General features: G+C 37.4%; 20 protein-coding genes, 1 other RNA gene and 1 riboswitch. All 21 genes read right to left on the bottom strand.

Annotated features, from left to right (window positions below; translation table 11 throughout):
* Window positions 1-13: 13 nt before the first annotated feature.
* Complete coding sequence (gene purQ / locus FGL89_RS07830) at window positions 14-688, bottom strand: phosphoribosylformylglycinamidine synthase subunit PurQ (RefSeq protein ID WP_014974521.1); 675 nt, start codon at window positions 686-688, stop codon at window positions 14-16.
* A complete protein-coding gene (purS, locus tag FGL89_RS07825) occupies window positions 685-951 on the bottom strand; it encodes a phosphoribosylformylglycinamidine synthase subunit PurS (RefSeq protein WP_014974522.1) in 267 nt (88 codons plus the stop codon). The genes purQ and purS overlap by 4 nt, the downstream gene beginning before the upstream one ends.
* A gap of 10 nt (window positions 952-961) precedes the next feature.
* Window positions 962-1,705, bottom strand: a complete 744-nt coding sequence (locus tag FGL89_RS07820; protein ID WP_014974523.1) for a phosphoribosylaminoimidazolesuccinocarboxamide synthase — start codon at window positions 1,703-1,705, stop codon at window positions 962-964.
* Complete coding sequence (purK, locus tag FGL89_RS07815; protein WP_014974524.1) at window positions 1,686-2,807, bottom strand: 5-(carboxyamino)imidazole ribonucleotide synthase; 1,122 nt, start codon at window positions 2,805-2,807, stop codon at window positions 1,686-1,688. Before purK ends, FGL89_RS07820 begins: the two co-directional genes overlap by 20 nt.
* Window positions 2,804-3,289, bottom strand: a complete 486-nt coding sequence (purE, locus tag FGL89_RS07810; RefSeq protein ID WP_014974525.1) for a 5-(carboxyamino)imidazole ribonucleotide mutase — start codon at window positions 3,287-3,289, stop codon at window positions 2,804-2,806. Before purE ends, purK begins: the two co-directional genes overlap by 4 nt.
* 232 nt (window positions 3,290-3,521) lie before the next feature.
* Window positions 3,522-4,997, bottom strand: a complete 1,476-nt coding sequence (locus FGL89_RS07805; protein ID WP_014974526.1) for an ABC transporter substrate-binding protein/permease — start codon at window positions 4,995-4,997, stop codon at window positions 3,522-3,524.
* 159 nt (window positions 4,998-5,156) lie between these two features.
* An RNA gene (gene rnpB, locus FGL89_RS07800) (RNase P RNA component class B) lies at window positions 5,157-5,527 on the bottom strand.
* Between the two features lie 59 nt (window positions 5,528-5,586).
* Window positions 5,587-5,955, bottom strand: a complete 369-nt coding sequence (gene gpsB, locus FGL89_RS07795) for a cell division regulator GpsB (RefSeq protein WP_014974527.1) — start codon at window positions 5,953-5,955, stop codon at window positions 5,587-5,589.
* Between the two features lie 76 nt (window positions 5,956-6,031).
* Complete coding sequence (locus tag FGL89_RS07790; protein WP_014974528.1) at window positions 6,032-6,604, bottom strand: SLOG family protein; 573 nt, start codon at window positions 6,602-6,604, stop codon at window positions 6,032-6,034.
* Between the two features lie 55 nt (window positions 6,605-6,659).
* Window positions 6,660-8,849 (bottom strand): transglycosylase domain-containing protein, encoded by a 2,190-nt coding sequence (locus tag FGL89_RS07785; RefSeq protein WP_014974529.1) that lies wholly within the window; start codon window positions 8,847-8,849, stop codon window positions 6,660-6,662.
* Between the two features lie 23 nt (window positions 8,850-8,872).
* Window positions 8,873-9,487 (bottom strand): Holliday junction resolvase RecU, encoded by a 615-nt coding sequence (gene recU / locus FGL89_RS07780; RefSeq protein ID WP_014974530.1) that lies wholly within the window; start codon window positions 9,485-9,487, stop codon window positions 8,873-8,875.
* A 667-nt stretch (window positions 9,488-10,154) separates the two neighbouring features.
* Complete coding sequence (locus FGL89_RS07775) at window positions 10,155-10,649, bottom strand: GNAT family N-acetyltransferase (protein WP_014974531.1); 495 nt, start codon at window positions 10,647-10,649, stop codon at window positions 10,155-10,157.
* A 328-nt stretch (window positions 10,650-10,977) separates the two neighbouring features.
* Window positions 10,978-12,525 (bottom strand): glutamine-hydrolyzing GMP synthase, encoded by a 1,548-nt coding sequence (gene guaA, locus FGL89_RS07770; RefSeq protein ID WP_014974532.1) that lies wholly within the window; start codon window positions 12,523-12,525, stop codon window positions 10,978-10,980.
* 90 nt (window positions 12,526-12,615) lie between these two features.
* A complete protein-coding gene (locus FGL89_RS07765) occupies window positions 12,616-13,596 on the bottom strand; it encodes an IMP dehydrogenase (protein ID WP_147000481.1) in 981 nt (326 codons plus the stop codon).
* A gap of 23 nt (window positions 13,597-13,619) precedes the next feature.
* Window positions 13,620-14,792, bottom strand: a complete 1,173-nt coding sequence (gene guaB, locus FGL89_RS07760) for an IMP dehydrogenase (protein WP_014974534.1) — start codon at window positions 14,790-14,792, stop codon at window positions 13,620-13,622.
* 181 nt (window positions 14,793-14,973) lie between these two features.
* Window positions 14,974-15,070: riboswitch (purine riboswitch) on the bottom strand.
* A gap of 38 nt (window positions 15,071-15,108) precedes the next feature.
* The gene (locus FGL89_RS07755) at window positions 15,109-16,425 is read right to left on the bottom strand and encodes a C40 family peptidase (protein ID WP_014974535.1); all 1,317 of its coding nucleotides are present in this window, start codon (window positions 16,423-16,425) and stop codon (window positions 15,109-15,111) included.
* Between the two features lie 186 nt (window positions 16,426-16,611).
* On the bottom strand, window positions 16,612-17,505 hold the full coding sequence (gene htpX, locus FGL89_RS07750; RefSeq protein WP_014974536.1) for a zinc metalloprotease HtpX: 894 nt from the start codon (window positions 17,503-17,505) through the stop codon (window positions 16,612-16,614).
* Window positions 17,505-18,053, bottom strand: coding sequence for a LemA family protein (locus FGL89_RS07745; protein ID WP_014974537.1), 549 nt, complete (start codon window positions 18,051-18,053; stop codon window positions 17,505-17,507). Before FGL89_RS07745 ends, htpX begins: the two co-directional genes overlap by 1 nt.
* Before the next feature lie 77 nt (window positions 18,054-18,130).
* Window positions 18,131-19,048 carry a hypothetical protein gene (locus tag FGL89_RS07740; RefSeq protein WP_014974538.1) on the bottom strand — a complete coding sequence of 306 codons (918 nt, stop codon included), beginning with the start codon at window positions 19,046-19,048 and terminating at the stop codon, window positions 18,131-18,133.
* A 3-nt stretch (window positions 19,049-19,051) separates the two neighbouring features.
* Complete coding sequence (locus FGL89_RS07735; protein ID WP_014974539.1) at window positions 19,052-19,906, bottom strand: hypothetical protein; 855 nt, start codon at window positions 19,904-19,906, stop codon at window positions 19,052-19,054.
* Window positions 19,907-20,021: 115 nt separating this feature from the next.
* Window positions 20,022-21,992, bottom strand: a complete 1,971-nt coding sequence (locus FGL89_RS07730; protein ID WP_014974540.1) for a putative polysaccharide biosynthesis protein — start codon at window positions 21,990-21,992, stop codon at window positions 20,022-20,024.
* Window positions 21,993-22,017: the final 25 nt, after the last annotated feature.

Raw genomic sequence — 22,017 nt, 5'->3', positions numbered from 1 at the left:
CTAAATGAGATAATTACGCGGTAACTTTTGTTAGAATAGCCGATAAAATACTCTTAAAAAATCCTTGCCCATCGATGTTACCTGTGATTGGGTCGACTGCTCGTTCTGGATGTGGCATCATGCCAAATACATTCCCTTGCTCGTTCATAATACCAGCAATATCACGAGCAGAACCATTAGGATTATCTGCATAGCGAAACACAACTTGATGATTGTTTTCTAGTTGATCTAGCGTCGCTTCATCAGCATAGTAATTGCCCTCACCATGAGCGATAGGTATCAAAATTTTTTCGTTAGCGTTGTACGTATTAGTGTATACCGTGTCTGGATTAGCAATCGTTAGCAACACCTCATCACAAATAAATCCAGGATTTTTATTCATTAACAGTTGTCCAGGTAACAAGCCTGCTTCTGTTAATATTTGAAACCCATTGCAAATACCAACAATAATCTTGCCCTCATTTGCTGCCTGGGTAACTGCACTCATGATTGGTGAAAAGCGTGCAATAGCACCTGTTCGAAGATAATCACCATAAGAAAAACCACCGGGTAAAAATATTGCATCAAAATTTGTTAAATCATTAGTTTTTGCGGAAATAATTTGAGCATCAACACCAAAATCCTGTAATGCATATAGCATATCAAAGTCACAATTTGATCCTGGAAAACTAATAACAGCCGCTCTCATACATCCACCTCATCTGCAACCAAACTCAAGTCAAAGCGATAAGTTTCTGTGTTTTGATTAATAAGCAGTGATTCGGTGAAACTTTGGGTTTCAGCTGTTGCACTGTCAACATCAGTTGCTTGTAATTTGACTTCAAAATATTTTCCTTGAGTCACTGTTTGTACCCCAGCATAATCCATTCGGTGTAATGCTGATTTGATAACCTCACCTTGTGGGTCCAAAATAGAGGGCTTATACGTCACATAAATTTTTGCTAAATACATCATCTTCTCCTTATTTAACATGTGATAATCTGTCTAATACTTCATGATAGCCGACTGTCATATCACCCTTGTGTTCTCTAAATATATCCTTATCTAATGAATCACCAGTTGTTAAATCAACCAATCTCATATTATCTGGTGACAATTCATCAGCTAGTATAATACTGCCAGATGCTGTACGACCAAATTCAAGTTTGAAATCAATCAATTGAATGTTAATCGTTGAAAATAAGTGACTTAACAATTGATTAATTTGTTGCGCTTCTTGTCTTAAGTAAATCAACTCATCAGCAACCGCATATCCTAATGCTAAGATTTGTGAGTCATTAATGAATGGGTCATCCAAAGCGTCAGATTTATAATAAAATTCTTGCACAATAGGCGTTAATTTTTTCATGGGTGTCACTTGAAATTTACTGACAAAGTGGCCAGAAGCATAATTTCGCGTGACAACTTCTATTGGTAAAATCTCTAGTGCTTGTACTAATTCATCAGTTTTAGAAATTGATAATAAATAATGATTTTTGATGTTTTGTTGTGTTAAATAATCAAATAACAAATGACTAATGGCACTATTTAACTGACCTTTTCCATCAATTTGTTCCTTTTCCTTACCATTTTTGGCAGTGGCTTGATCAAGATAATGTATCCATAAAATATCAGGATCATTTGTCGTATAAACTTCTTTAGCTTTACCAGTATATTTTAATTCACCCTGTTCAATCGTGCGATTCTTATACGTCACGCTGTTCATGTGTTTGACTCCAATTCTGTAGTTTTTGAATGTTTTCTTGACCTAGTACCGTGATGTGTCCCATTTTACGATCGTGTTTAATTGCCGATTTGCCGTAATCGTGAAAATGCCATTCGGGATGTTCAGCAAAATCATGACGTGCTTGCTCTAGCTCATCCCCTAGCAAGTTAACCATCAAAGTTGGTTGGTACAAACTAATTGCAGGCAATGGTAGCCCAGTTATGCTTCGAATATGGCCTTCAAATTGTGATACATTGGTCGCTTCAATACTATAGTGTCCGGAATTATGCGGACGTGGTGCCAGTTCATTCACCCAAATGTCTTCACCATTAACAAATAACTCAATACCTAAGACACCTCGTAATGATAATGCAGTCGCTATATTAGTCGCAATGACGCCTATTTTTTCGCTAACTGTGTCAGTGACATTAGCTGGTACTAAACTTGTTTTCAATATGTGGTTAACATGTACATTCTCAGAAACAGGCCACTTTGTGATTTTTCCTTGGGCATCACGTGTCACCATGATACTAACTTCTTGATTAAACTGCACACGCTGTTCTAAAATTAAAGGTTGCGTTGGAAAATCAGTTAAAATACTATCAATATCAGCCAATTGATTCACTTCCCATTGCCCATGACCGTCATAACCACCATTAACTGTTTTCAAAATTGCTGGTAATGTTATCTTTTTCACTGCTATTCTAAAATCTTCTGGTGAATTGACTGCCATAAATTCGGCAACTGGCACTGCTGCCCTATCACGAATAAATGTTTTTTCGATCAAACGATTACTAGTAATACGTAACAAGTCTGTTCCTTGTGGCAAAATTGTTTTGTGTTGTGCCAGAGCTGTCATATCAACATTTTCAAATTCATAAGTTAAAATATCACTGCGCTGAGATAATGATTCTAATGCATTGGCATCGTCATAATGCGCGACAATTTGAAAATCTGAAACTTGCCCTGCCGGCGACTGTGGTGTTGGGTCTAAAACGCCAACCTTATATCCCATCGCCTTGGCTGACAAGACCATCATTTGTCCTAATTGGCCACCACCAATAATACCGATGGTTGCCGGCGGTAAAACTATATTTGTCATATTAGGTCAGCCTCACTATCAATTGATGCTTGTCTTTGTTGCTGACGGAAATCAGTTAGTTTTGTTGTAATAGCTTCATCTTGAAGACTTACAATTTGAGCTGCTAAGATAGCTGCATTTTTAGCACCAGCTTCTCCGATAGCAACTGTAGCAACTGGAATCCCCGCAGGCATTTGTACAATTGATAGTAAAGAATCTAAACCATTTAATGCCCGCGTTTGAATGGGTACACCAATAACTGGTATCAACGTATTAGCTGCCAACATTCCTGGTAAATGCGCTGCACCGCCTGCACCAGCAATAATCACTTGTAATCCACTGTTCTTAGCATTTTGACCAAAACGTTCTAATTCAGATGGCATACGGTGTGCTGAAATAACATGTTTTTCATAAGTAATTCCAAATGTTTCTAACAGCGTGGTTGTTTTTTTCATGATTGGCCAATCACTAATTGACCCCATAACAACTGCAACTTGTGGCATGACTTCCTCCATTTTTTGACTAGTTATCCATTTCATTCGTTTACAATTTAAATTTAACAGAAAATCGACAAAAATACTTCGTTTTAAAATAATAATTTTCACAAAAAAAGCTATATAGTTCGTATAATACGAACTATATAGCTTTTTTTAAGATGATTTACGAACGTTTGGTTTGTAAGTGTTTTCATATTTTGAAAATCGAAACGTTCGCTTTTAATTTCAAACTATAAAATTAACGACTTGTGCGTGCCATTCGCTTTTCAGCGTATCCTAATGCACGACTAATACCAAATGTTAATATAAAATAAATGAGTGAAGTCATTAGTAGTGGAAAGAACGGTTTAAAGCTTGCTCCTTGGACCACACCGGTCTGAAACATTAATTCACCAACACCAATAACGGATACAACGGATCCTTCTTTAATTACCGTAACGAACTCGTTACCCAGTGCAGGTAAAATATTCTTAACAGCTTGTGGTAATACAATGTAACGCATTGCCTTGTTCTTAGATAGCCCAAGTGAACGAGCAGCCTCTGTTTGACCATAATTGACGGAATTAATTCCTGACCGGATAATTTCAGCAATATAGGCAGCAGAGTTTAATCCCATTGCCAAAGAACCAGCAGCAAAGGCAGATAGATTTAGACCAATAACTTGAGTCCCAAAGAACACCATAAACGCTTGCACAAGCAAAGGTGTACCACGAACATACTCAACATAAATGTTTCCGATAGCCTTTAATATGAAGTTCGGTGACAATTTAAACAAAGCAACTATCGTGCCCAAAATAATTCCGATAATAACCGCAATAGCCGCTAAGGCTAAGGTAATCAGAGTTCCTTTAATAAATAAATTACCATATTTTGACCAAAACGACTGATCATTGAACATTAACGCATTAGCTTTCTTTTGGAAAGTTTTCAACTGACCTGATTCAACGATTTGGTCAATCGATTCGTTGATCTTTGATTTTAATACTGGTGAGTTTTTAGGCATGGCAACGGAAATTGCACCCTCAGACTCGTTTGGCTTAGGAAAAATCACCTTGAACGCTTTGTTTTGTTGTGCGTACGCCGAAGATATTGGATCATTTAATACAACACCTGCAATCTTACCTGCTGATAATTGCGAAACAAGATCAGGCACTTTTTGCAAACTAACCAATGTAGCAGCAGACATATTGTTTTGAACAAAAGTTTCCTGCGTTGTTTGTCGTTGAGCCCCTATTTTTTTACCTGAAAATGAATTAACATCTGTGGTAAATTGTGCTTCATTTTTCTTCAAAACCATAATGGTCTGCTTTGGTGCAAGATAGGATTTAGAAAAATCAATAACTTTCTCACGTTCTGGCGTTGCATTAATACCAGAAATAATAACATCAATTTTCCCAGTTTGTACAGCACCAATTAAACCATCAAAACCCATTTCTTTGATTTGAAGTTTAACACCTAAATCCTTTGCAATTTCTTTCGCCATGTCAACTTCGAAACCAACAATTTTATCTTTACCATCAACTGTTGTATGGAACTCAAATGGGGCATAATCTGCGGAAAGGCCAACAACCAGTACACCACGTTCCTTTATTTTTGAATAAGCTGGGTCTGATTCCGCTGCTTTTGTTTCTGGCACAACAGCGATCATAAGTGGCAAGAGCAATATTAAACTCATCGCAACAGTCATTATATTTTTAATTATTTTAGATTTCATATCTCAATTCTCCTGTATACCTGATTGACGTAAATAATCATAACCCAAAATGAATTTTTATGCAACAAAACTCAGGATATATTCACAATTGAGTTGAATATAATACTAAATAATGCATAAAATAAAAAACGCCACAAAGTGACGTTACCTGTTGTAAGTATCTGTAGGCCATGTTTTGTTCCAGTGATACGCAGGTACATACCACCTTCAGTAATCATCTATCTAAGTTTGTTGCCAAACCATACCAATCATCGCTTCAATTCGCTAGATTAGCCGCCCCTACCAAAAGTTTGGGTTGCCCGCTTGCGGGGTTTACCTCGTCTCAAACGCTAACTTTCATTAACGCGTACGTTTCTATGGCACTTTCAGATCTATTAAGACATAGCAAAGCCTTAGCCTGTTCGACCGCCGTAGCGTATTACCGCCCCTGGGTTTATTTTTTATCCCAGCACAAACCTTACAGTCATCTCAGACTGTGCGAGCATGGACCTTCCTCACGTTAGAAATATAACGCGCAATTACTCGATACTTACAAATATAGTAATTAAGCTTAAATATTACTCAGCTACGTACTTACAGTAAATTAAAGTTATTCCCCAGCGTCACGACCAAATACTGCACGCTCTAAATTAGCGACACGCTTAATTAAATCTAAGTTCGTCACAGTATTTGTTGGCTTTGGTTCTTCAACAATAGGTGATGCTGTTTGGGCTGCTGATGGTGTGTTGACTTGTTGTTGCTTAACAGTGACTAGCTGATCTTGAGAAGCTTTTAGAGCAGTTTGTAAGCGAGTAACCTCACCTTGAAGCTGCTCAACACGTCCCGCAAAGGCACCATAATCCTTGATGATATCATCAAGGAAACTATCAACATCTGCTGGATCATAGCCAACACCCATACGCTTTTGCTTGAAAACGCGTTCTAAAATATCTTTTTGCGTGTATTTTACTTGTTCCACAAGTCACACCTCATTTACTTTTTTACTTAATCTATATTACCAATTATTTCTTAGAATTACAAGGAAAACGCCTTATTTATTCAGAAAAACCATGTTTTTCTGAATTTAATTCTTCATACTCTGTTGCGTAATCTTGTAGGTTGAGCATATCAACTAGCGTTAATGGATAAGGCGCTTGTTCTTGTTTATTTTTGATGATATTATAATCAAAAGTTGTTTTAGCCTCAAATTCAGTATCATAAATTAACAATGCTGCATCCGTATGTTCCAACATGAATTTTTGATAATTCTGTAACTGCCTTGGCCCCTCGTAAGGTATATTGGATACACTGTCCACAAAATCACTTTTAGCTCTAAGCAGTTTTAATTTTTCTTGATTGTTATCAGCCCACTGATTACCAAAATCTTTAAATGGCAACATCATCGCTACTTTGAGATTAGGAAATTCTGATTTTAATTCGTCTACAACTGCCACAGTCCATTGTTCAACGCCCAATTGACCTCCGGTAATCACCCATTCCAGCCCCCGTTCAATTTCATCTTTTAATGCGCACTTTATTGCATACTTTATGACTTCGATTTTCGGATCTTTATCACCAAATGTACCAATTTCATAACTGCGATACCCAGTAACCCATAATCTTGACATGATTGATGCCCTCCAAAACAAAAGCCCTGCTTACGCAAGACTTTTTGGTGACTACTTAATTATTACCTGTAGTTGATCCAACCGCTGCTGAGCCGGAAATATTTGCTTCAGCTGGTGTTTCTCCAGATTGTGGAATTGAATTCACTAGTGGTAATCCACCATTACTCCACTTTTCATCCTTAACTTCATACTCAACAATATTACCACGTACCTTGGGTGTTACCGTATCTGGTTTTTCCCAATCCGTATTTGGTTTGTTTTGCATGGCATAAGACATTACCTTCTGGTAAAACTGTGAAGGTAAATCTTGGGATGTCCAAGGAATATATTTCCCAGGCTCATTCGGCTGATCATAGCCTGTCCAAACAGAAAGTACATAGGACTTAGTATATCCTGTAAACCAAGAATCCATGATTGCACGGTCTGGTTGACCAGCACTTGGATCATAACCAACTAAACCAGATTTTCCAGCTTGATGTAACCCAGGAATTACAGCCTCCGCAGCTGTAGCATTTGGCTTAATGACACCCTTCATCATATCCGTCAACATAAACGCGGTACTACTCTTAATCACACGTTTTCCTGTAGCCGAATAATTATGAGTCGTCCCATCTGGTGTCACAACTTTTGTGATATAGGTTGGCTTATAATAAGTACCACCATTAGAAATTGCACCATAAGCACCAGCTTCTTGTTCTGTTGAGACATCAATACCAATGGCGGCTGTGCCACCTGGTACTTCAGATGTTGGTATACCTAAACTATTCACGAATTTGGCAGCGTTTGTACCACCAACTTCTTCTAATGTACGCAATGCCGGTGTATTTCGTGATTGCGTTAACGCTGAACGCATTGTAATGTTATTCATATATTTACCATCCCAGTTAGAAATAGTACTATTCATTCCTGGTAAGGTATATTTTTTATCCTCAACTGTACGATAGGTCGGCCAATTCAAATATTCGATTGCCGGACCGTAGTCAAGTAAAGGTTTAACTGAGGAACCGCCTGATCGATTAGATAATTTAGCATGATTGGTTCCCTGTAAAATATTTAAGTTACGGCCACCTAATTGAGCAACCACACGACCTGTTTTTGGATCAGCCATAGTAGCACCAATTTGGGTGTCTTCTGCAGGGAAATTAACTGTATTACCATTAGCATTATCATAAAGTGATTGTTGCAGGTTCGAATCCATGCTGGTATATATTTTCAACCCAGATTTGGTGACATCATAACCCAGAGAATTAGCTTCTGAGAGTACTGACTGAACATAACCATCAACAACTTTGCGATTATTATTCGCAAGCTGTGTTTTAGCTGTTAAGTCTTGCAACCCATCACTTACTGGTACTTTTATCGCTTGATTTGCTTGGTTTTCCGTAATAGCACCATATTTCACCATGGATTGTAAAACAGTATCACGTCGCTTTTTAGCAGCTGAGTTATCTTTCAAATACGGATCATAATTTGTTGGTGATTGTGGCATACCTGCTAATAATGCGAGTTGGGGTAAGGCTAATTCTTTTAGTGGCTTACCATAAAAATATGTGGCAGCTGTCTTCATGCCAGATACGCCGTGCCCCATGTATACCTTATTCATATAAAATGTTAATATTTCATCTTTAGTGAAGTTTTTCTCGACACGCATTGCTAACCAAGCTTCTTGGGCTTTACGCTCAACTGTTTGATCAGCAGTAGATGTGCTAAACACTGATAACTTCACTAATTGTTGCGTTAATGTTGATCCACCTTGCATACCTAAGGATGACCCGCGGAAGTTGGCAACCGCTGCGCCCATAATACGGATAGGATCAACACCATTATGTTTGTAAAAACGACGATCTTCCGTTGCTACAACTGATTGTTTCAACATTTTTGGTATTTCATTAGTAGTAGCATAATCACGTTCTACAGTTGATAAACTCCAAATATTTTTCCCTTGGTCATCAAGAATAGCACTAGAGTTTTCAGATGCTAACTTGGATTCCGTAATATTTGGTGCATCATTAGCGTATGTAATGAATAACGCTACCCCAGACATTACGGCAATGATACCTAATACTAATAACCATAAGAAAATCATTAAAAACCAATGACGCTTTTTCTTTGGTTTTCTTGGACCACCTGACTCATTACCGTTTTTTTTAGGTGGTCGTGGTGTTTTGGGTGGTTCCGTGGCTGGATAACTGTCATATGTATTACTATTGCGATTCACACGAGACCATTGATTCTCATTTGCCATAATTGATGGTGCACTCCTACTTGTTAGTTTAGATGTTCAAAGTATTGGTCAACAGCTTTTAAGTAATCTAAACTAGGGCTTAAACTTTCAGGTACAGAGTACCCTCGCCCTACAATTTCATCATACGAAATTGACTGTTTGCCATTCAACTTTTGCCACTGCGCAATTAATTCTTTTGCAGGATAGACATATGTCTCATTTAAACTGGTAAATTTAATAATAACAAAACCAATGCCCCCTTGCGCTAAAATATTAGCCAAATGCACAATTTGGTGTGCATGAAGATTTTTCAAAGGAAAAGAGGTTTTATTTTTTGTTTCTTTCGCGTCAAAATCAATATAACGTCCTTGATAGACACCATTATAATCAGTCGTTGAAGCTTGCTTAAAATATGCTTCCGTAATTTTTGCTGCAGAACGTGCGGGATAATCAACTTTTACAATTGTTACTGGTGTTGGTTTTTTGTGAATTACTGCCAAATGGTTAACCAAGTAGTAATCATTGGCAAGATTAATTTCCTCTTCTAAGCCCATACCACGCTTACCAAACATCAATGCTTTTTTAGTTGTTTTACCTGTGCGCATCGTATTTTCAACATGCGAAACACGCCGACTGCCCGTAGGATAGTTAATTGACATTATCACCCTCAAAACAAATTTAAAATATACAATACTATCTTACCATAAAAGATAGAAAACAAGTTAAACTTAATGCTGTGTGCTTTAAAACAACAGATAGGCTCATCTATGAACCACTTTTTAATTTCCTTAATTATCGCATATCGATGTGATTCGCTCTCATCAAGAGCTAGTTTGAGCGACTAAATATACTCCCTCTATAAAGTCTAAGAATTCAACAGTTAAGCTCAATTTTTGATAATATTATACTGGTAATCGATAAATAATGGATGTACGGACTAATCCCACTAGAAAGTGGCGAATAGCATAATAGACAAACATGGAATTATATTGTAACATAGACCAACCTATTAAGCGTGCAATTAAATATTAGGTATCGATCTAGTAAAAATGATACGTGCCAAGTGTCCGAGTTAAAAAACATAAGAATTAGGCGCCATTTATGAAAAGGCCAGACCTTTTTTCTCTCAGGACTCGCCAGCTGTTGTATTGATTTCAATACTAGGTCCTGATGTTGCCGCAATAACAATACTAAAAACACATCTTTAACAATGGTTATACCAAGTCAAGATGTGTTTTTTATTTGATCGCTACGTAACAAGGTACTATGGTACAACGAGAATGCTAATATTATGAATAGCCTGCTGAATCACTGAATCATAAAAAATTAAAATTGGTTAATCAATTTTTCCATATTAAACCATTGCTCATCAGCATGGTTCGACTTTGAAATTCCCATGTTTTTATAACCATTCTTTTCATAAAACGGAATTCTATCTATTAAGCAAGTTAGAGACATCGCGATTCTCTCATCGCTTTTTGCATGATTCTCTAATTCTAACAATAGCAAACTTCCTATCCCCAGTCCTCTAGCATCAGGAGAGACCGCGATGGTTTGTACCGTTTGATAACCGCCACGTGAGACACTTTTTGGATTTTCTTCATACATCCAATCTTCTATAAATTGTTCCTTAACTGCGGGTCCACAAATAAATCCCATAATTTGATCGTCATCATTTACAGCGACAAAGAAACTTTCCCGAAAATTTTTAATTCGGTCTTCATATTGTTCTTTTGTTCCTGCTTCCTGCTCATTGAAGCCTTTATTTTCTATTTCTATAATTGCCGTTAAATCATCTCTATTCACATTCCTAATTTTCATGAATAAACCTCTTTAATTTAATATTTTCATTATAACAAAGGCAACAGTATTTTGTTATCACAGTAATAATAGATAGCAGTTAAAGTGCTTCATTCTTTGTTTTTTACTTATCCATAATAACTTCATTAGATACGTTGTGTCACTCTAACGCAACAACCATCAACCATAACAATCGATGTTGACACATATTTGATCAAAGAAAAAGAAAAAGAAAAAGAACAAGCACATCTTGTGCTTGTTCTCGCTATACATTCAAACACAAAATCATCTCTGTGTTCCAAATTGTTCCCTATAACAACGTATATATAGCACATTAAAGCTATATATACTATTCCCACTCAACAGTAGCTGGTGGCTTCGCTGTAATGTCATAGACGACACGATTAATGTGTCCAACTTCGTTAACAATACGCGCTGAAATTTTTTGTAGTAATTCCCATGGTAAGTGAGCAAAATCAGCTGTCATGCCATCTACCGAAGTAATAGCACGAATAGCAATCGTATAGTCGTAGGTACGATAGTCTCCCATAACACCTACTGAACGAACGCCAGTCAAGACTGTAAAGTACTGCCAAACATCACCTTCTAGTCCAGCTTTAGCAATTTCGTCACGTAGGATCCAATCTGAATCTCTGACAATTTCTAGCTTGTCTTCTGTGATGTCACCCAAGATACGAATGCCAAGACCAGGTCCAGGGAATGGTTGACGCCAGACCATTTCATGTGGCATATCCAAGGTCTCACCTAGTTCACGAACTTCATCTTTAAAGAGTGTATTCAGTGGTTCAATTAACTTAAACTGCATATCTTCAGGTAGCCCACCGACATTATGGTGTGATTTAATTGTTTGCGCAGTATCTGTACCTGACTCAATCACATCAGTATATAATGTACCTTGCGCCAGAAAATCAATACCATCAAGCTTTGTGGCTTCATCATTGAAGACTTGAATAAATTCATTACCAATAATCTTGCGCTTTTTTTCTGGGTCAGTCACCCCAGCTAATTGAGACAAAAAGCGTTCTTGTGCATCAACTTTGATAATATTTAATCCAAATTGACCGCCCATCATTTCCATCACTTGCTGCGCTTCGTTTTTACGTAACAATCCATGGTCAACAAAAATTGACGTTAATTGATCACCAATAGCTTTATGCAATAAAACACCAACAACCGATGAATCAACACCACCAGAAAGTCCCAATAATACTTTCTTGTCACCAACAATTTTTCTGATATGAGCAATTTGTTGATCAACGAAGCCGCTCATATCCCAATTAGCCTCAGCTTGCGCAATGTCAAAAACAAAATTATGCAAAATCTGTTTACCATGTTCAGATAATGTTGTTTCTGCATGAAACTGCACACCATATAAACGACGCTCTTCATTAGCAATAGCAGCAATTGGTGTTTTATCTGAGCCACCGGCCACTTCAAATCCTTCAGGTAACTTTACAACATTATCCGAATGGCTCATTAGAACAGTTTGTTCAACTGGTGTATCAGCAAATAACCGTCCAGCGTGATCAGTTTGTTTTAGAATTGTTTGACCAAATTCACCATTCCCAGGATTAGCTTCAACGCTACCACCTAGTTGTTGTGCCATCAATTGCATGCCATAACAAACACCAAGCACAGGAACGCCTAAATTAAACAGTTCTTGATCGATGCTAAAGGCATCTTCTTCATAAACAGATTTTGGGCCACCTGATAAAATAATTGCTTTTGGATGATAGGCTTTTATTTCAGAAATAGTCATATTACGTGACTTCAACTCAGAAAAAACGCCCATTTCACGGATACGGCGGGTAATTAATTGATTATATTGGCTACCATAGTCCAATACAAGAACTTTATCGGCATTAATTTCAGCCATGCTTTACTCTCCCTTTAGTACATGTTTAAACTTAACAATGAGAATAAAACGATAAATCATTTTTATTCTTAAAATCAAGTTTATCATATATCACTTTGCGTAATTAGGTGCAATTTTTGTAATTTCAACATCATGTGGATGTGATTCACGCAAACCATTATCTGTAATTTGAACAAACTTTGCTGACAATTTCAAATCTGAAATTGTTGATGAGCCTGTATATCCCATCCCTGCACGTAAGCCACCATCAGTTTGGAAAATAGCATCATCAATTGACATATCACCACCAGCAAAGGTACCATCCGCGGACAAAACCTCACCTTTGAGTAAATCAGTTACTAAAATTGCAGATGCTCCAGCTGAGATAGCTTTAACAACATCTCCAGAGTAGTGAGCACCACCAGAAGCAATCACTGCTTTATCAAAATCAGCTGCCACTTCTGCAATTGCCATTGTTGTTGTTAAAAATGGATATAACACATTATTAGGTAGTTCTGAGTTCACTGCACGCCCTGCAATGACGGCGTCAACACCATCTTGGTACAATGCCCCAGCAATTCCTTGATCTTCAATAACCCCAACAGCTAAGAATGTTGTTGGAAATGCTTTACGTACAGCTTTGACAATTTCATTTGTTTCATGAGTGAGTGCATCTTTGAGATAGAAAAAGATTGCATCAGCGCCGGCTGTAACTAACTTTTTAACTCGGTCTTGTGCACCAGTAGATAACCAAACTTCAGCAGCGACGCGAAGATGATTCTGAGCATTTACAAAAGCATTGGGATATTTTTCAAAATCAACAACTGTTTGTTTAGCAGTGGCAATTGTTGCTGACTGTGCATCAATATCTTCCTGCTCCGCCACTACGCCTAATCCACCATTTAATGCTGTTGGTACAACTCTAACATCAGTAGCAACACCATTGGCTTCAGAAATCAAAGGAATATTTAAGATGAAATTGTTAGCTAATTGTGTTGATAACGATACTGTATGTGGTAAAACATTTGAAGCACCAGGTACAAGCAACACTTGATCATACCCCAAACCTTGGTTTTTATTATTTTCAGACATATTATTTCTCCATTACTGACTGCTTAGAATGTTGGTATCGTATACTTTGGCTCAGTTTTTGACAGCGCCTCTTCATAATCAATACCGGCAATATCACGTGTAATATGACGATTTTTTGATAAATCAGTAATTGCACTTTCACCCATTTCAGACATTTCTTGGCGAATACTATTCATAACAGGGGTCAAGATGTCTGCCAATGCCCCTTTGTACTCAACACGTGCCTCAATACCTTCCGGTACCATCTTTTTAGCTTCGTTAACTTCACCTTGAAAATAACGATCTTTTGAACCGGCTTCCATAGCGGCAATTGATCCCATACCTCTATAAGTTTTATATTTCTTACCGTTATCTTCAAAAATTTCACCCGGTGTTTCTTTTGTACCAGAAAACATTGAACCCAGCATCACAGCATTGCCACCTGCAGCCATTGCCTTGACAATATCCTCAGCTGTTTTTGCGCCACCATCAGCAATAATTGCTTTACCGCGACGAACACCTTCATCAGCAGCATCACGAACTGCTGATATTTGTGGTACGCCAATGCCAGCAACAACACGCGTTGTGCAAATAGACCCGGGACCAATACCAACTTTAACAACATCAGCACCAGCATCATACAAAGCTGCTGCCCCCTCTGAAGTTGCAATATTACCCGCAATAATATTTAAGTCTGGGAAAGCATTACGCACTTCAGTTACTTTGCGTAAAACACCTTCTGAATGACCGTGTGCAGAATCTAAAACAATTGCATCAACACCAGCATTAACCATTGCTTCAACACGTTTAACTGTATCTGAGGTCACACCTACTGCACCAGCAACCAATAACTGCTCTTTTGCGTCCACAGCAGCATGATCATATTGTTTAGGATCGAAAGTGGCTGTTTTTACTTGTTTAACTTCATCAGCTTGTTCAGCAATAGTCATATTTTTATGAATAACACCTAACCCACCCAACTTTGCCAATTCTATAGCAAAATTAGCCTCAGTAACAGTATCCATTGCAGCAGAAATCAACGGAATATTTAGTTTTAACGTTGGTGTTAAACTAGTTGAAACATTGACATTATTAGCTTGAACGGTCGTATTTTTGTCGTTCATTAACTTGACATCTTCAAACGTTAAGCCCATCTTAGCAAACTTATTACGTGAACTAAATTTAGGCTTTTCATCGTCTAAAAAGAATTTTTGCATGAGATCCTCCGATTTAAATACATTAAACACCCCGCAATGATGTTTAACACGCGTTAATTAGGCCTTTTTGCTAATACAATTATTAGCTGATCCGCCGATTTGAATTGTAATAAATTGTATTATTATACCAAAAAAGCACCTGGGATATATAGATCCACAAATGCTTAGACTTCGCCGTTAAGGTCGTGTTGCATTTGCGAATAGTCACGACTTTAGGGGCGTGGTAGAAACTGCTAGCCATTTTCTAGCAATATATCTGCAAACCAATATTTATTAATAGCTTTACTTTAACGGTTTTTATTAGAAAAAGCAAGACCTATTCGACGTGACCTGCAAAACTCGGTTCAAAGTTAGCTGAAATCGTTTCAATGCGCACATTTTCGCCAGAATCTGGTGCCGAAACGTACTGATTCCCACCGATGTAAATTGCAACATGATAGCTTGCTCCAGGTGTTCCCCAGAACAACAAATCACCTGGTTGTACTTGCGTAACGGCTTTCTGTTGGACGTACGACTCTTGCACAACTGAAGAATGAGGTAATGAAATACCAGCAGCATTTTGAAATACATAACTCACAAATCCAGAACAATCAAATCCTTGCGTGTTATTTCCACCCCATTCATAAGGAATATCCTGTGTGACCAAATTTTTAGCTAATGACACAATACCGTTTATATTAGTGTCTGTTTTAGGTTGTGTTTTATTAACTGGCTGTACATTTGATGCACTTTCTGACTGTGAAATCAATGATTTGTCTGATCCTTCAGCCACTGAATTAGCTGTTATTGTTTCTGGTTCAGTCGCTGCCGTGACTGATTCCACTGTATTTTGTCCTTGATCAGCAATGTCACTTTTCTGACTAGCAGTTTGAACTACTGATGATGCAGTCGTATCATTTGTATTTTTAGATGTTGCCATATCAGGTAAAGTTTCACTAACCTGATTTGATGAGGTTTGTGTTAAAGACGTGTCCACTTGCGAAGAAACGCTACTTACTGAAGGAGCCGACGCCTGACTTACAACTGGTACATCACTACTTGTGATATTTTCACTCGCTGATGAACTATCAGTGGGTGCTTGCACCACTGATGGTTCGTTACCTACTTGTGAGTTTAAACTGTCATCAACGCTGACATCAGTTTTAGGCTCTAATGCTGTTTCCGCTGCAGTTGATTTTTCCGTATCAACAGTCACAGGTGACGGATCCGTTTTTTCTGATTCAACACTTGTAGTAGGCGTTTGACTTGGCAAAGTAATTTTTTGACCGACAGAAATTAAATCAGAGCCATTATTCGCCAATACCAGTTCATCAACATTTACGTTATGATGATTGGCAATAGACCATAGCGAATCACCACTTTTAACCGCATAAGTTTTTGAGTTCACTGCTGACTTAATAATCTGCTCTCTCTTAGAGTCAGACACTTGAGTAACTTTATTTTTAGCAATTTTCAAGGGTGATTTTGATAGTGCCGTTTTTTGTGTCGATAAATTAGAAGGCTCGGTGACTGATTCCACAGCTTTATCGACAACCTGTTGCGCTACATCTGCATGAGCTATCCCCGTCCCAATGGCAGCTATTCCCAACAAACTAAAACCTGATACAATAATTTTCTTATCAATTCTTTCCATATGTTAATCCTCTACTCGTTCGCATAAACTTTAACAATTCTTAACTACTTTAGTTTATCATAAACTTCATTAATAAAATTTAATATATAAAATTATTAATCAATCTAAAATAATTATGAAATATGATTGTAATATAGTTGTGATTATCACCGCAAAAAAACGATGAACGTAATTGTTCATCGTTTTTTACATTTTTTGTAGCCGCGCAATTCGTTCCTCAATAGGTGGATGCGTATCAAACAAGTGTTTCTTTTGTTTAAGCGGATTACTAATATATAAAGATGCTGAAGATGGATCGACATTTTCCATTGGTTTGGCAGACCCTAGTTTACTTAGCGCAGAAATTAATTCTTCAGGATTACGAGTTAATTCAACACTTCCTGCATCTGCTAAATATTCACGATTTCGTGAAATAGCTAATTGTACCACTGTCGCAACAAGTGGTGCTAATACCATAATAATAATGGAAAAAATCAGAAGGAAGATTTGAGCACCGTTACTCCCGCTTTCTCGGTTATCACGACGATTTGTCCCACTACCCCAAAACCACCAGTTACTCCCAAGATTGACAAGTAATGAAATAGCCGCTGTTAGAGCGAGGGCAATCGTAGAAATACGGATATCATAATTACGAATATGACTGATTTCATGCCCTATGACACCTTCCAATTCATGGCGGTTCATGATTTTTAATAAACCGGTTGTCGCGGCAACAGCAGAATTTTTAGGACTATTACCTGTCGCAAATGCATTAGGACTATCATCTTGAATAATAAAAACACGGGGCATTGGTACTTGTGCTACCATCGACATATCTTCAACTGTATGCCACAGTTCTGGTTCTTCATCAGCATTTTTTATCTCTGTACCATGGTTCATTGCCATAACCACACTAGTTGAGTTACTAATCATAATCAACGTATAGATCACACCAATGACAATAGCCGCAATAATGCCGAGTTCAAGAGAACCAAGTAATAGATATCCAACCGCAGCACCAACAATAGCTACCAAAATGAAAAAGCCAACCAATAGCACAATGGTACGGCGCTTATTTGATTGTATTTGCTCGTATAACATTAAAATTTAACCGTTGGTACTTCTTTTTCATTTTCTGGCACAACAATAAATTCACTAGGTTCAAAATGATGAATACCTGCAATAATATTACTTGGGAAAGATTGTAACTTCGTGTTGTAACTTGCAGTTGTTGTGTTAAATAATTGACGTGAATAAGCAATTTTGTTTTCTGTATTCGTTAACTCTTCCTGTAACTTATTAAAACTTGTACTTGCTTTTAAGTCAGGATATGCTTCTGCCACAGCAAACAAATGTGATAAAGCACCAGTTAATTGATCAGAAGCTGCCATTGTTGCAGCAGGTCCCTGCGCATTATTGACACTTGCTCGTGCATCTGTAACGGCTTGTAAAGTTGATTTTTCAAAATCAGCGTAACCTTTAACAGTATTGACAAGGTTAGGAATCAAATCATTTCGGCGCTTAAGTTGCACATCAATTTGACTCCACGCTTCTTGCGTAAGCATGCGTGATTTCACCAAGCCGTTATAAACAGCAACCCAAATGATAGCAATCACTGCGACAACAGCAATAATAATAATAATTGCCATAATTTACCTCTTCTTTTCTAAGTGTGAAAATAATACAATATATAAAACTTTATAACTCAATTGTCTCATATACCAACCTAATCCACAAATACTTCACGCTTATCTTTTAAAGCAACTACATTGAGATTGCCCATGTACCACCGATAAAAGAATGGTAATTGCTGCAATAACGTATAAATCGTCACCTTTTGATGGTCATCTACTATGTCATAATGCCATTGTGCATGTCCACCGTCAACACGTTGTTGTAGTAACTTGATGATAACATCGCCAACCGCTATTTCAGCGCCAGTTTGCTCATTTTGTATTCTTTTTAAAATGAATTGTTGCTTAGCAGCCGAAACGAAAAGAGCATCCAAAATATCTGCTGATAAGTCTTTTTGTGTCATAACTAAATTCCCCTGATTTGCAGCATCACTACCTGGTAAAACAATATCATAATCTGCCTCAGCAAGTTGTTCAGCAATGGCAGTTAAACGCTTTTGGAAAGTTGCTAATGCTTCCACTCCAGCAATTTGAAGTGCTTCTGTTTGTACTAAGGTTGCAAATTGCTGCGCATCAAGATAAAAACGTCTACGTACAACATCCCAATAAAGTACTCGTAAATTTTGAGCAGTCTCTTCCAAATAGTAACCGCCTGCAGCTAACGGCGCTTTGGTAAATCGAAATGAGGCATTTGGCCACTCTTCAAAATGAAGTTCAACCACTTTTTGTGCCTGAGGTAATGTCACCACAGTTGTTGATAAGGAAGCTGACATAGCAAATTTTGCAAACGCCAATGTGACCCAATGTGTATCAGGAAACCAAAAGGGGTTATCAATACGCACCATTTTTGATTGATGACTATCGAAATCTAAAATTTTTTGTAATACATCCAATATTTCTATTAAATTTTCAGTTGTTCCTAGCGTATCGATAAGTAGGTGTAAACGATCAAAAAGACGCAAATCCTTGCCTAATTGTTCACTATAATTTTCTATTTTAAAGTTATCCATAGTCTAATTTTTCTGCTGTAATGCGTGGATGTATGAGACGTAAATTTGATCTAGCGCTGCAATAAATGATGTTAAATCGGTAAATGTAGTAAAAATAGCTTGTAACTCCAGTTGCCGCAACACATCTATCTTTTCTAATTTTAATAGTTCTTTTTGCTGTTCATCAAGTTTATTTTGAACTTCTGGTACACGTTTTTGTGTCGCCAATAATAATTCTCGTTTCTTTTCAAGTGACTGCTTGGTCAACTTATCTCCTCTACCAAATAAACCAGCCTTATTGCTAATTAATTCTGCTAGTTGATCCTCAATCACTCGCAATTCTAATGATCGTTTAGTGTTGTCAGACAAGAAACCTTCTAATCCATCAATAATCTTATTAATTTCTTGTATTTTAATATCGTCAAGTGTTCCACCATCTGGTAATTTAGCTGTTGCTGTTAGTTCCGAAATCAAATGATTATCTAATGTTAATGACGCGGATAATATATCTAAAACACCTAATTGGCGATGATTCCACCAGTCACCAATATAAACATCATACAGTGTTGGCTCATCTTGTACTGGGTTAAAAGTTAAAAAGTCGAATTGACTAGTCAAATAATCAATCAATTCTGGGGCCAAAAATGAAGCGATATCATTTTGAAGATCTGAAACAAGCACAGATAGGTGTGCGTTACTATCGGCGTGTTCACGTTGTCTAATTTGTTCATTGAATTTTTGTGAGTCTAGTAATTCATAAACTTTTGAAACTTGGTTATTATTAATAGCCAACTCCAATTGATTTAAATATTGTATCTTACTGTCCAACCGATTAATTAAGACTGGTTGAAGTACAGTTTGTGTGTCTCGATTTGTCATATTTACGCCTCCATATAGCACAAAACTTAATTTTAGCATACACCAATTTATCACTTAAAAATAGCTTGTTAATGATTTTTTATCTTATTTTACAATAAAAAAACAGCAACACATGTCACTGTTTAGGTCGTAAAATACGTGGTATATAACGCATTTTATTTCCCAGTAATTCACTAACAAACCCCATACGTAAGTATAACGTAATAACAATGATACCACCAATTCCAGCTGATAATAAGGCTGTTATGGTCACTGATAATTTATTATCTTCGGGTAATATAAACTGACTAAAGCCAAAGACAATTAGATAAACAATTACGGCCATAATGGCTGCACCAACAAACATTTGCCATAGTTCATGGCTGACTGTTGACAGCGAAACGCCATAAACTGTATTCAGATAATCCAACATATAAGCAACTGCAACTGCCATACCAAGCACACTTGCCATTAATGCCCCCATCCCCTCAAAATAACGCACTAACGGTATTTGGAAAGCAAGTTTGATAACCAAGCCAATAACAAATGATTTAATAACAATAGACACTTCTGATAATGCTTGCAAGATGAATGACAAAAGCATAAATAAACTAAAGGCAATCGCTAGTATTGCTGAATATTCTAGCAAATAAATGCCCTCTTGATTTGTCACATCAATTGGATAAAACATTTTATACAGTGGCCCTGCGATTGCAAACATGCCTAGAGTACTTGGTAGCATAACCAAAGCAAATAATTTAATCACTTGCTCTAATTGGGCTTGAATCTTTTCACGAGTTAATGTGGCTTTACTACCTGACAACATAGGTAACGCCGTTGCTGCAATACTTGTTGAAAACGGTACAATAATCATAATCAGCTTATTGGGGTTAGCACTAAATAGAGCAAATTTAACTTCCAACTGCTCACTAGATAGTGTGAAAAAGTGATTCATAATATTAAAATACGTGTACTGATCAACAAGTTGAAAGAGCGTAATCGCTGAGCCAATAATAATAAACGGCCACGATTCCTTCAAAATATTAACTATCATACTAAACGTACGCGTTTTTTCTAGAGGTGCACTTGGATGCCATGAGCGCACAACAATGCTATGATACTTGATCCATCCCCAGCCAAGCACAATCATACTGAAAATAGCACCAATAAACGCCGCAAATGTAGATTGAACAACCACAGCGGTCCAATTATTTGGATTAATACTTAAAATAGTTATGGTAGTGACTAACATATATGCGATACGCGCAATTTGCTCAATAACCTGAGACAGCGCGGAAACACTCATTAGCTGATGCCCTTGAAAAATCCCACGGATCATGGACATCAAAGGAAATATAGCTACAGCAGGCGCTAGTGACCGTAATACGGGAATAAAGTTATCATGCCCATTAGATAACATTGGGGCCATAACATAAATTGCAATACCAAAGACAATACCCAGAACAACACCTAACATTAATGATTGTCTCGTGAGTTGTCGAGAACGATAAACATCATTACGTGAATCAAACTCTGCAACTAACTTTGAAATTGCGGCTGGTATACCAAACGTTGCAATAGCCAAGAACATACCATAAATGTTATATCCTTGCCCAAATAAAGCGTTAGCTCGGTTCGAATTAGTCCCTAATAAAGCCATCCAAGGTACAATATAAGCAGCACCAAGTACACGTGACACAATATTTCCTGCCGATAACCATGCGGATCCTTTAACTAAGGTCGCGCGATCATTATCTGATGCAGTATTTGGCGATGACGTGCTAACTTGACGATTATCTTTGGCAGATGTCTTTGGTTCTTGATTTTTCAAGCTAGGTTTTTTGCTAACAATGTTTGTCCGCGCACGATTATTTTTTGCTTTAATAGCATTAATCTCTTCCTGAGTAGGTTGAGAACTGACTTCTGTTTTTGGTTTTTTATGCCCATCAAAATGACCATCATAAGGACGCTGTTGGTGTTTTTGTTTTAAACGTTGACGGGCTTTTTCAAGTATTTCGTCGGCACTCAGTACCTTACCATCAACATTAACCTTATCTACATGTTGTCCGAGTTCATTCGGCGCACTTGGACGCTTTTTATCCGCCATTGAGTGTACTCCTTTGGAATTATGT

It is taken from the genome of Leuconostoc carnosum (genome assembly GCF_007954525.1).
Taxonomy (GTDB): Bacteria; Bacillota; Bacilli; order Lactobacillales; family Lactobacillaceae; genus Leuconostoc; species Leuconostoc carnosum.
The sequence above is the reverse complement of the archived record's forward strand: the minus strand, read 5'-3'. Positions and strand labels throughout refer to the sequence as shown.

Coding starts and splice junctions, on each gene's coding strand:
- FGL89_RS07740 (WP_014974538.1), bottom strand. CDS start 19,048: ATGGATAACTTTAAAATAGAAAATTATAGTGAACAATTAGGCAAGGAT.
- FGL89_RS07735 (WP_014974539.1), bottom strand. CDS start 19,906: ATGACAAATCGAGACACACAAACTGTACTTCAACCAGTCTTAATTAAT.
- FGL89_RS07790 (WP_014974528.1), bottom strand. CDS start 6,604: ATGTCAAGATTATGGGTTACTGGGTATCGCAGTTATGAAATTGGTACA.
- FGL89_RS07785 (WP_014974529.1), bottom strand. CDS start 8,849: ATGGCAAATGAGAATCAATGGTCTCGTGTGAATCGCAATAGTAATACA.
- purE (WP_014974525.1), bottom strand. CDS start 3,289: ATGCCACAAGTTGCAGTTGTTATGGGGTCAATTAGTGATTGGCCAATC.
- htpX (WP_014974536.1), bottom strand. CDS start 17,505: ATGTTATACGAGCAAATACAATCAAATAAGCGCCGTACCATTGTGCTA.
- FGL89_RS07745 (WP_014974537.1), bottom strand. CDS start 18,053: ATGGCAATTATTATTATTATTGCTGTTGTCGCAGTGATTGCTATCATT.
- guaA (WP_014974532.1), bottom strand. CDS start 12,525: ATGGCTGAAATTAATGCCGATAAAGTTCTTGTATTGGACTATGGTAGC.
- recU (WP_014974530.1), bottom strand. CDS start 9,487: ATGTCAATTAACTATCCTACGGGCAGTCGGCGTGTTTCGCATGTTGAA.
- FGL89_RS07805 (WP_014974526.1), bottom strand. CDS start 4,997: ATGAAATCTAAAATAATTAAAAATATAATGACTGTTGCGATGAGTTTA.
- guaB (WP_014974534.1), bottom strand. CDS start 14,792: ATGCAAAAATTCTTTTTAGACGATGAAAAGCCTAAATTTAGTTCACGT.
- purK (WP_014974524.1), bottom strand. CDS start 2,807: ATGACAAATATAGTTTTACCGCCGGCAACCATCGGTATTATTGGTGGT.
- purQ (WP_014974521.1), bottom strand. CDS start 688: ATGAGAGCGGCTGTTATTAGTTTTCCAGGATCAAATTGTGACTTTGAT.
- FGL89_RS07765 (WP_147000481.1), bottom strand. CDS start 13,596: ATGTCTGAAAATAATAAAAACCAAGGTTTGGGGTATGATCAAGTGTTG.
- FGL89_RS07820 (WP_014974523.1), bottom strand. CDS start 1,705: ATGAACAGCGTGACGTATAAGAATCGCACGATTGAACAGGGTGAATTA.
- FGL89_RS07775 (WP_014974531.1), bottom strand. CDS start 10,649: ATGAAAATTAGGAATGTGAATAGAGATGATTTAACGGCAATTATAGAA.
- FGL89_RS07730 (WP_014974540.1), bottom strand. CDS start 21,992: ATGGCGGATAAAAAGCGTCCAAGTGCGCCGAATGAACTCGGACAACAT.
- purS (WP_014974522.1), bottom strand. CDS start 951: ATGTATTTAGCAAAAATTTATGTGACGTATAAGCCCTCTATTTTGGAC.
- FGL89_RS07755 (WP_014974535.1), bottom strand. CDS start 16,425: ATGGAAAGAATTGATAAGAAAATTATTGTATCAGGTTTTAGTTTGTTG.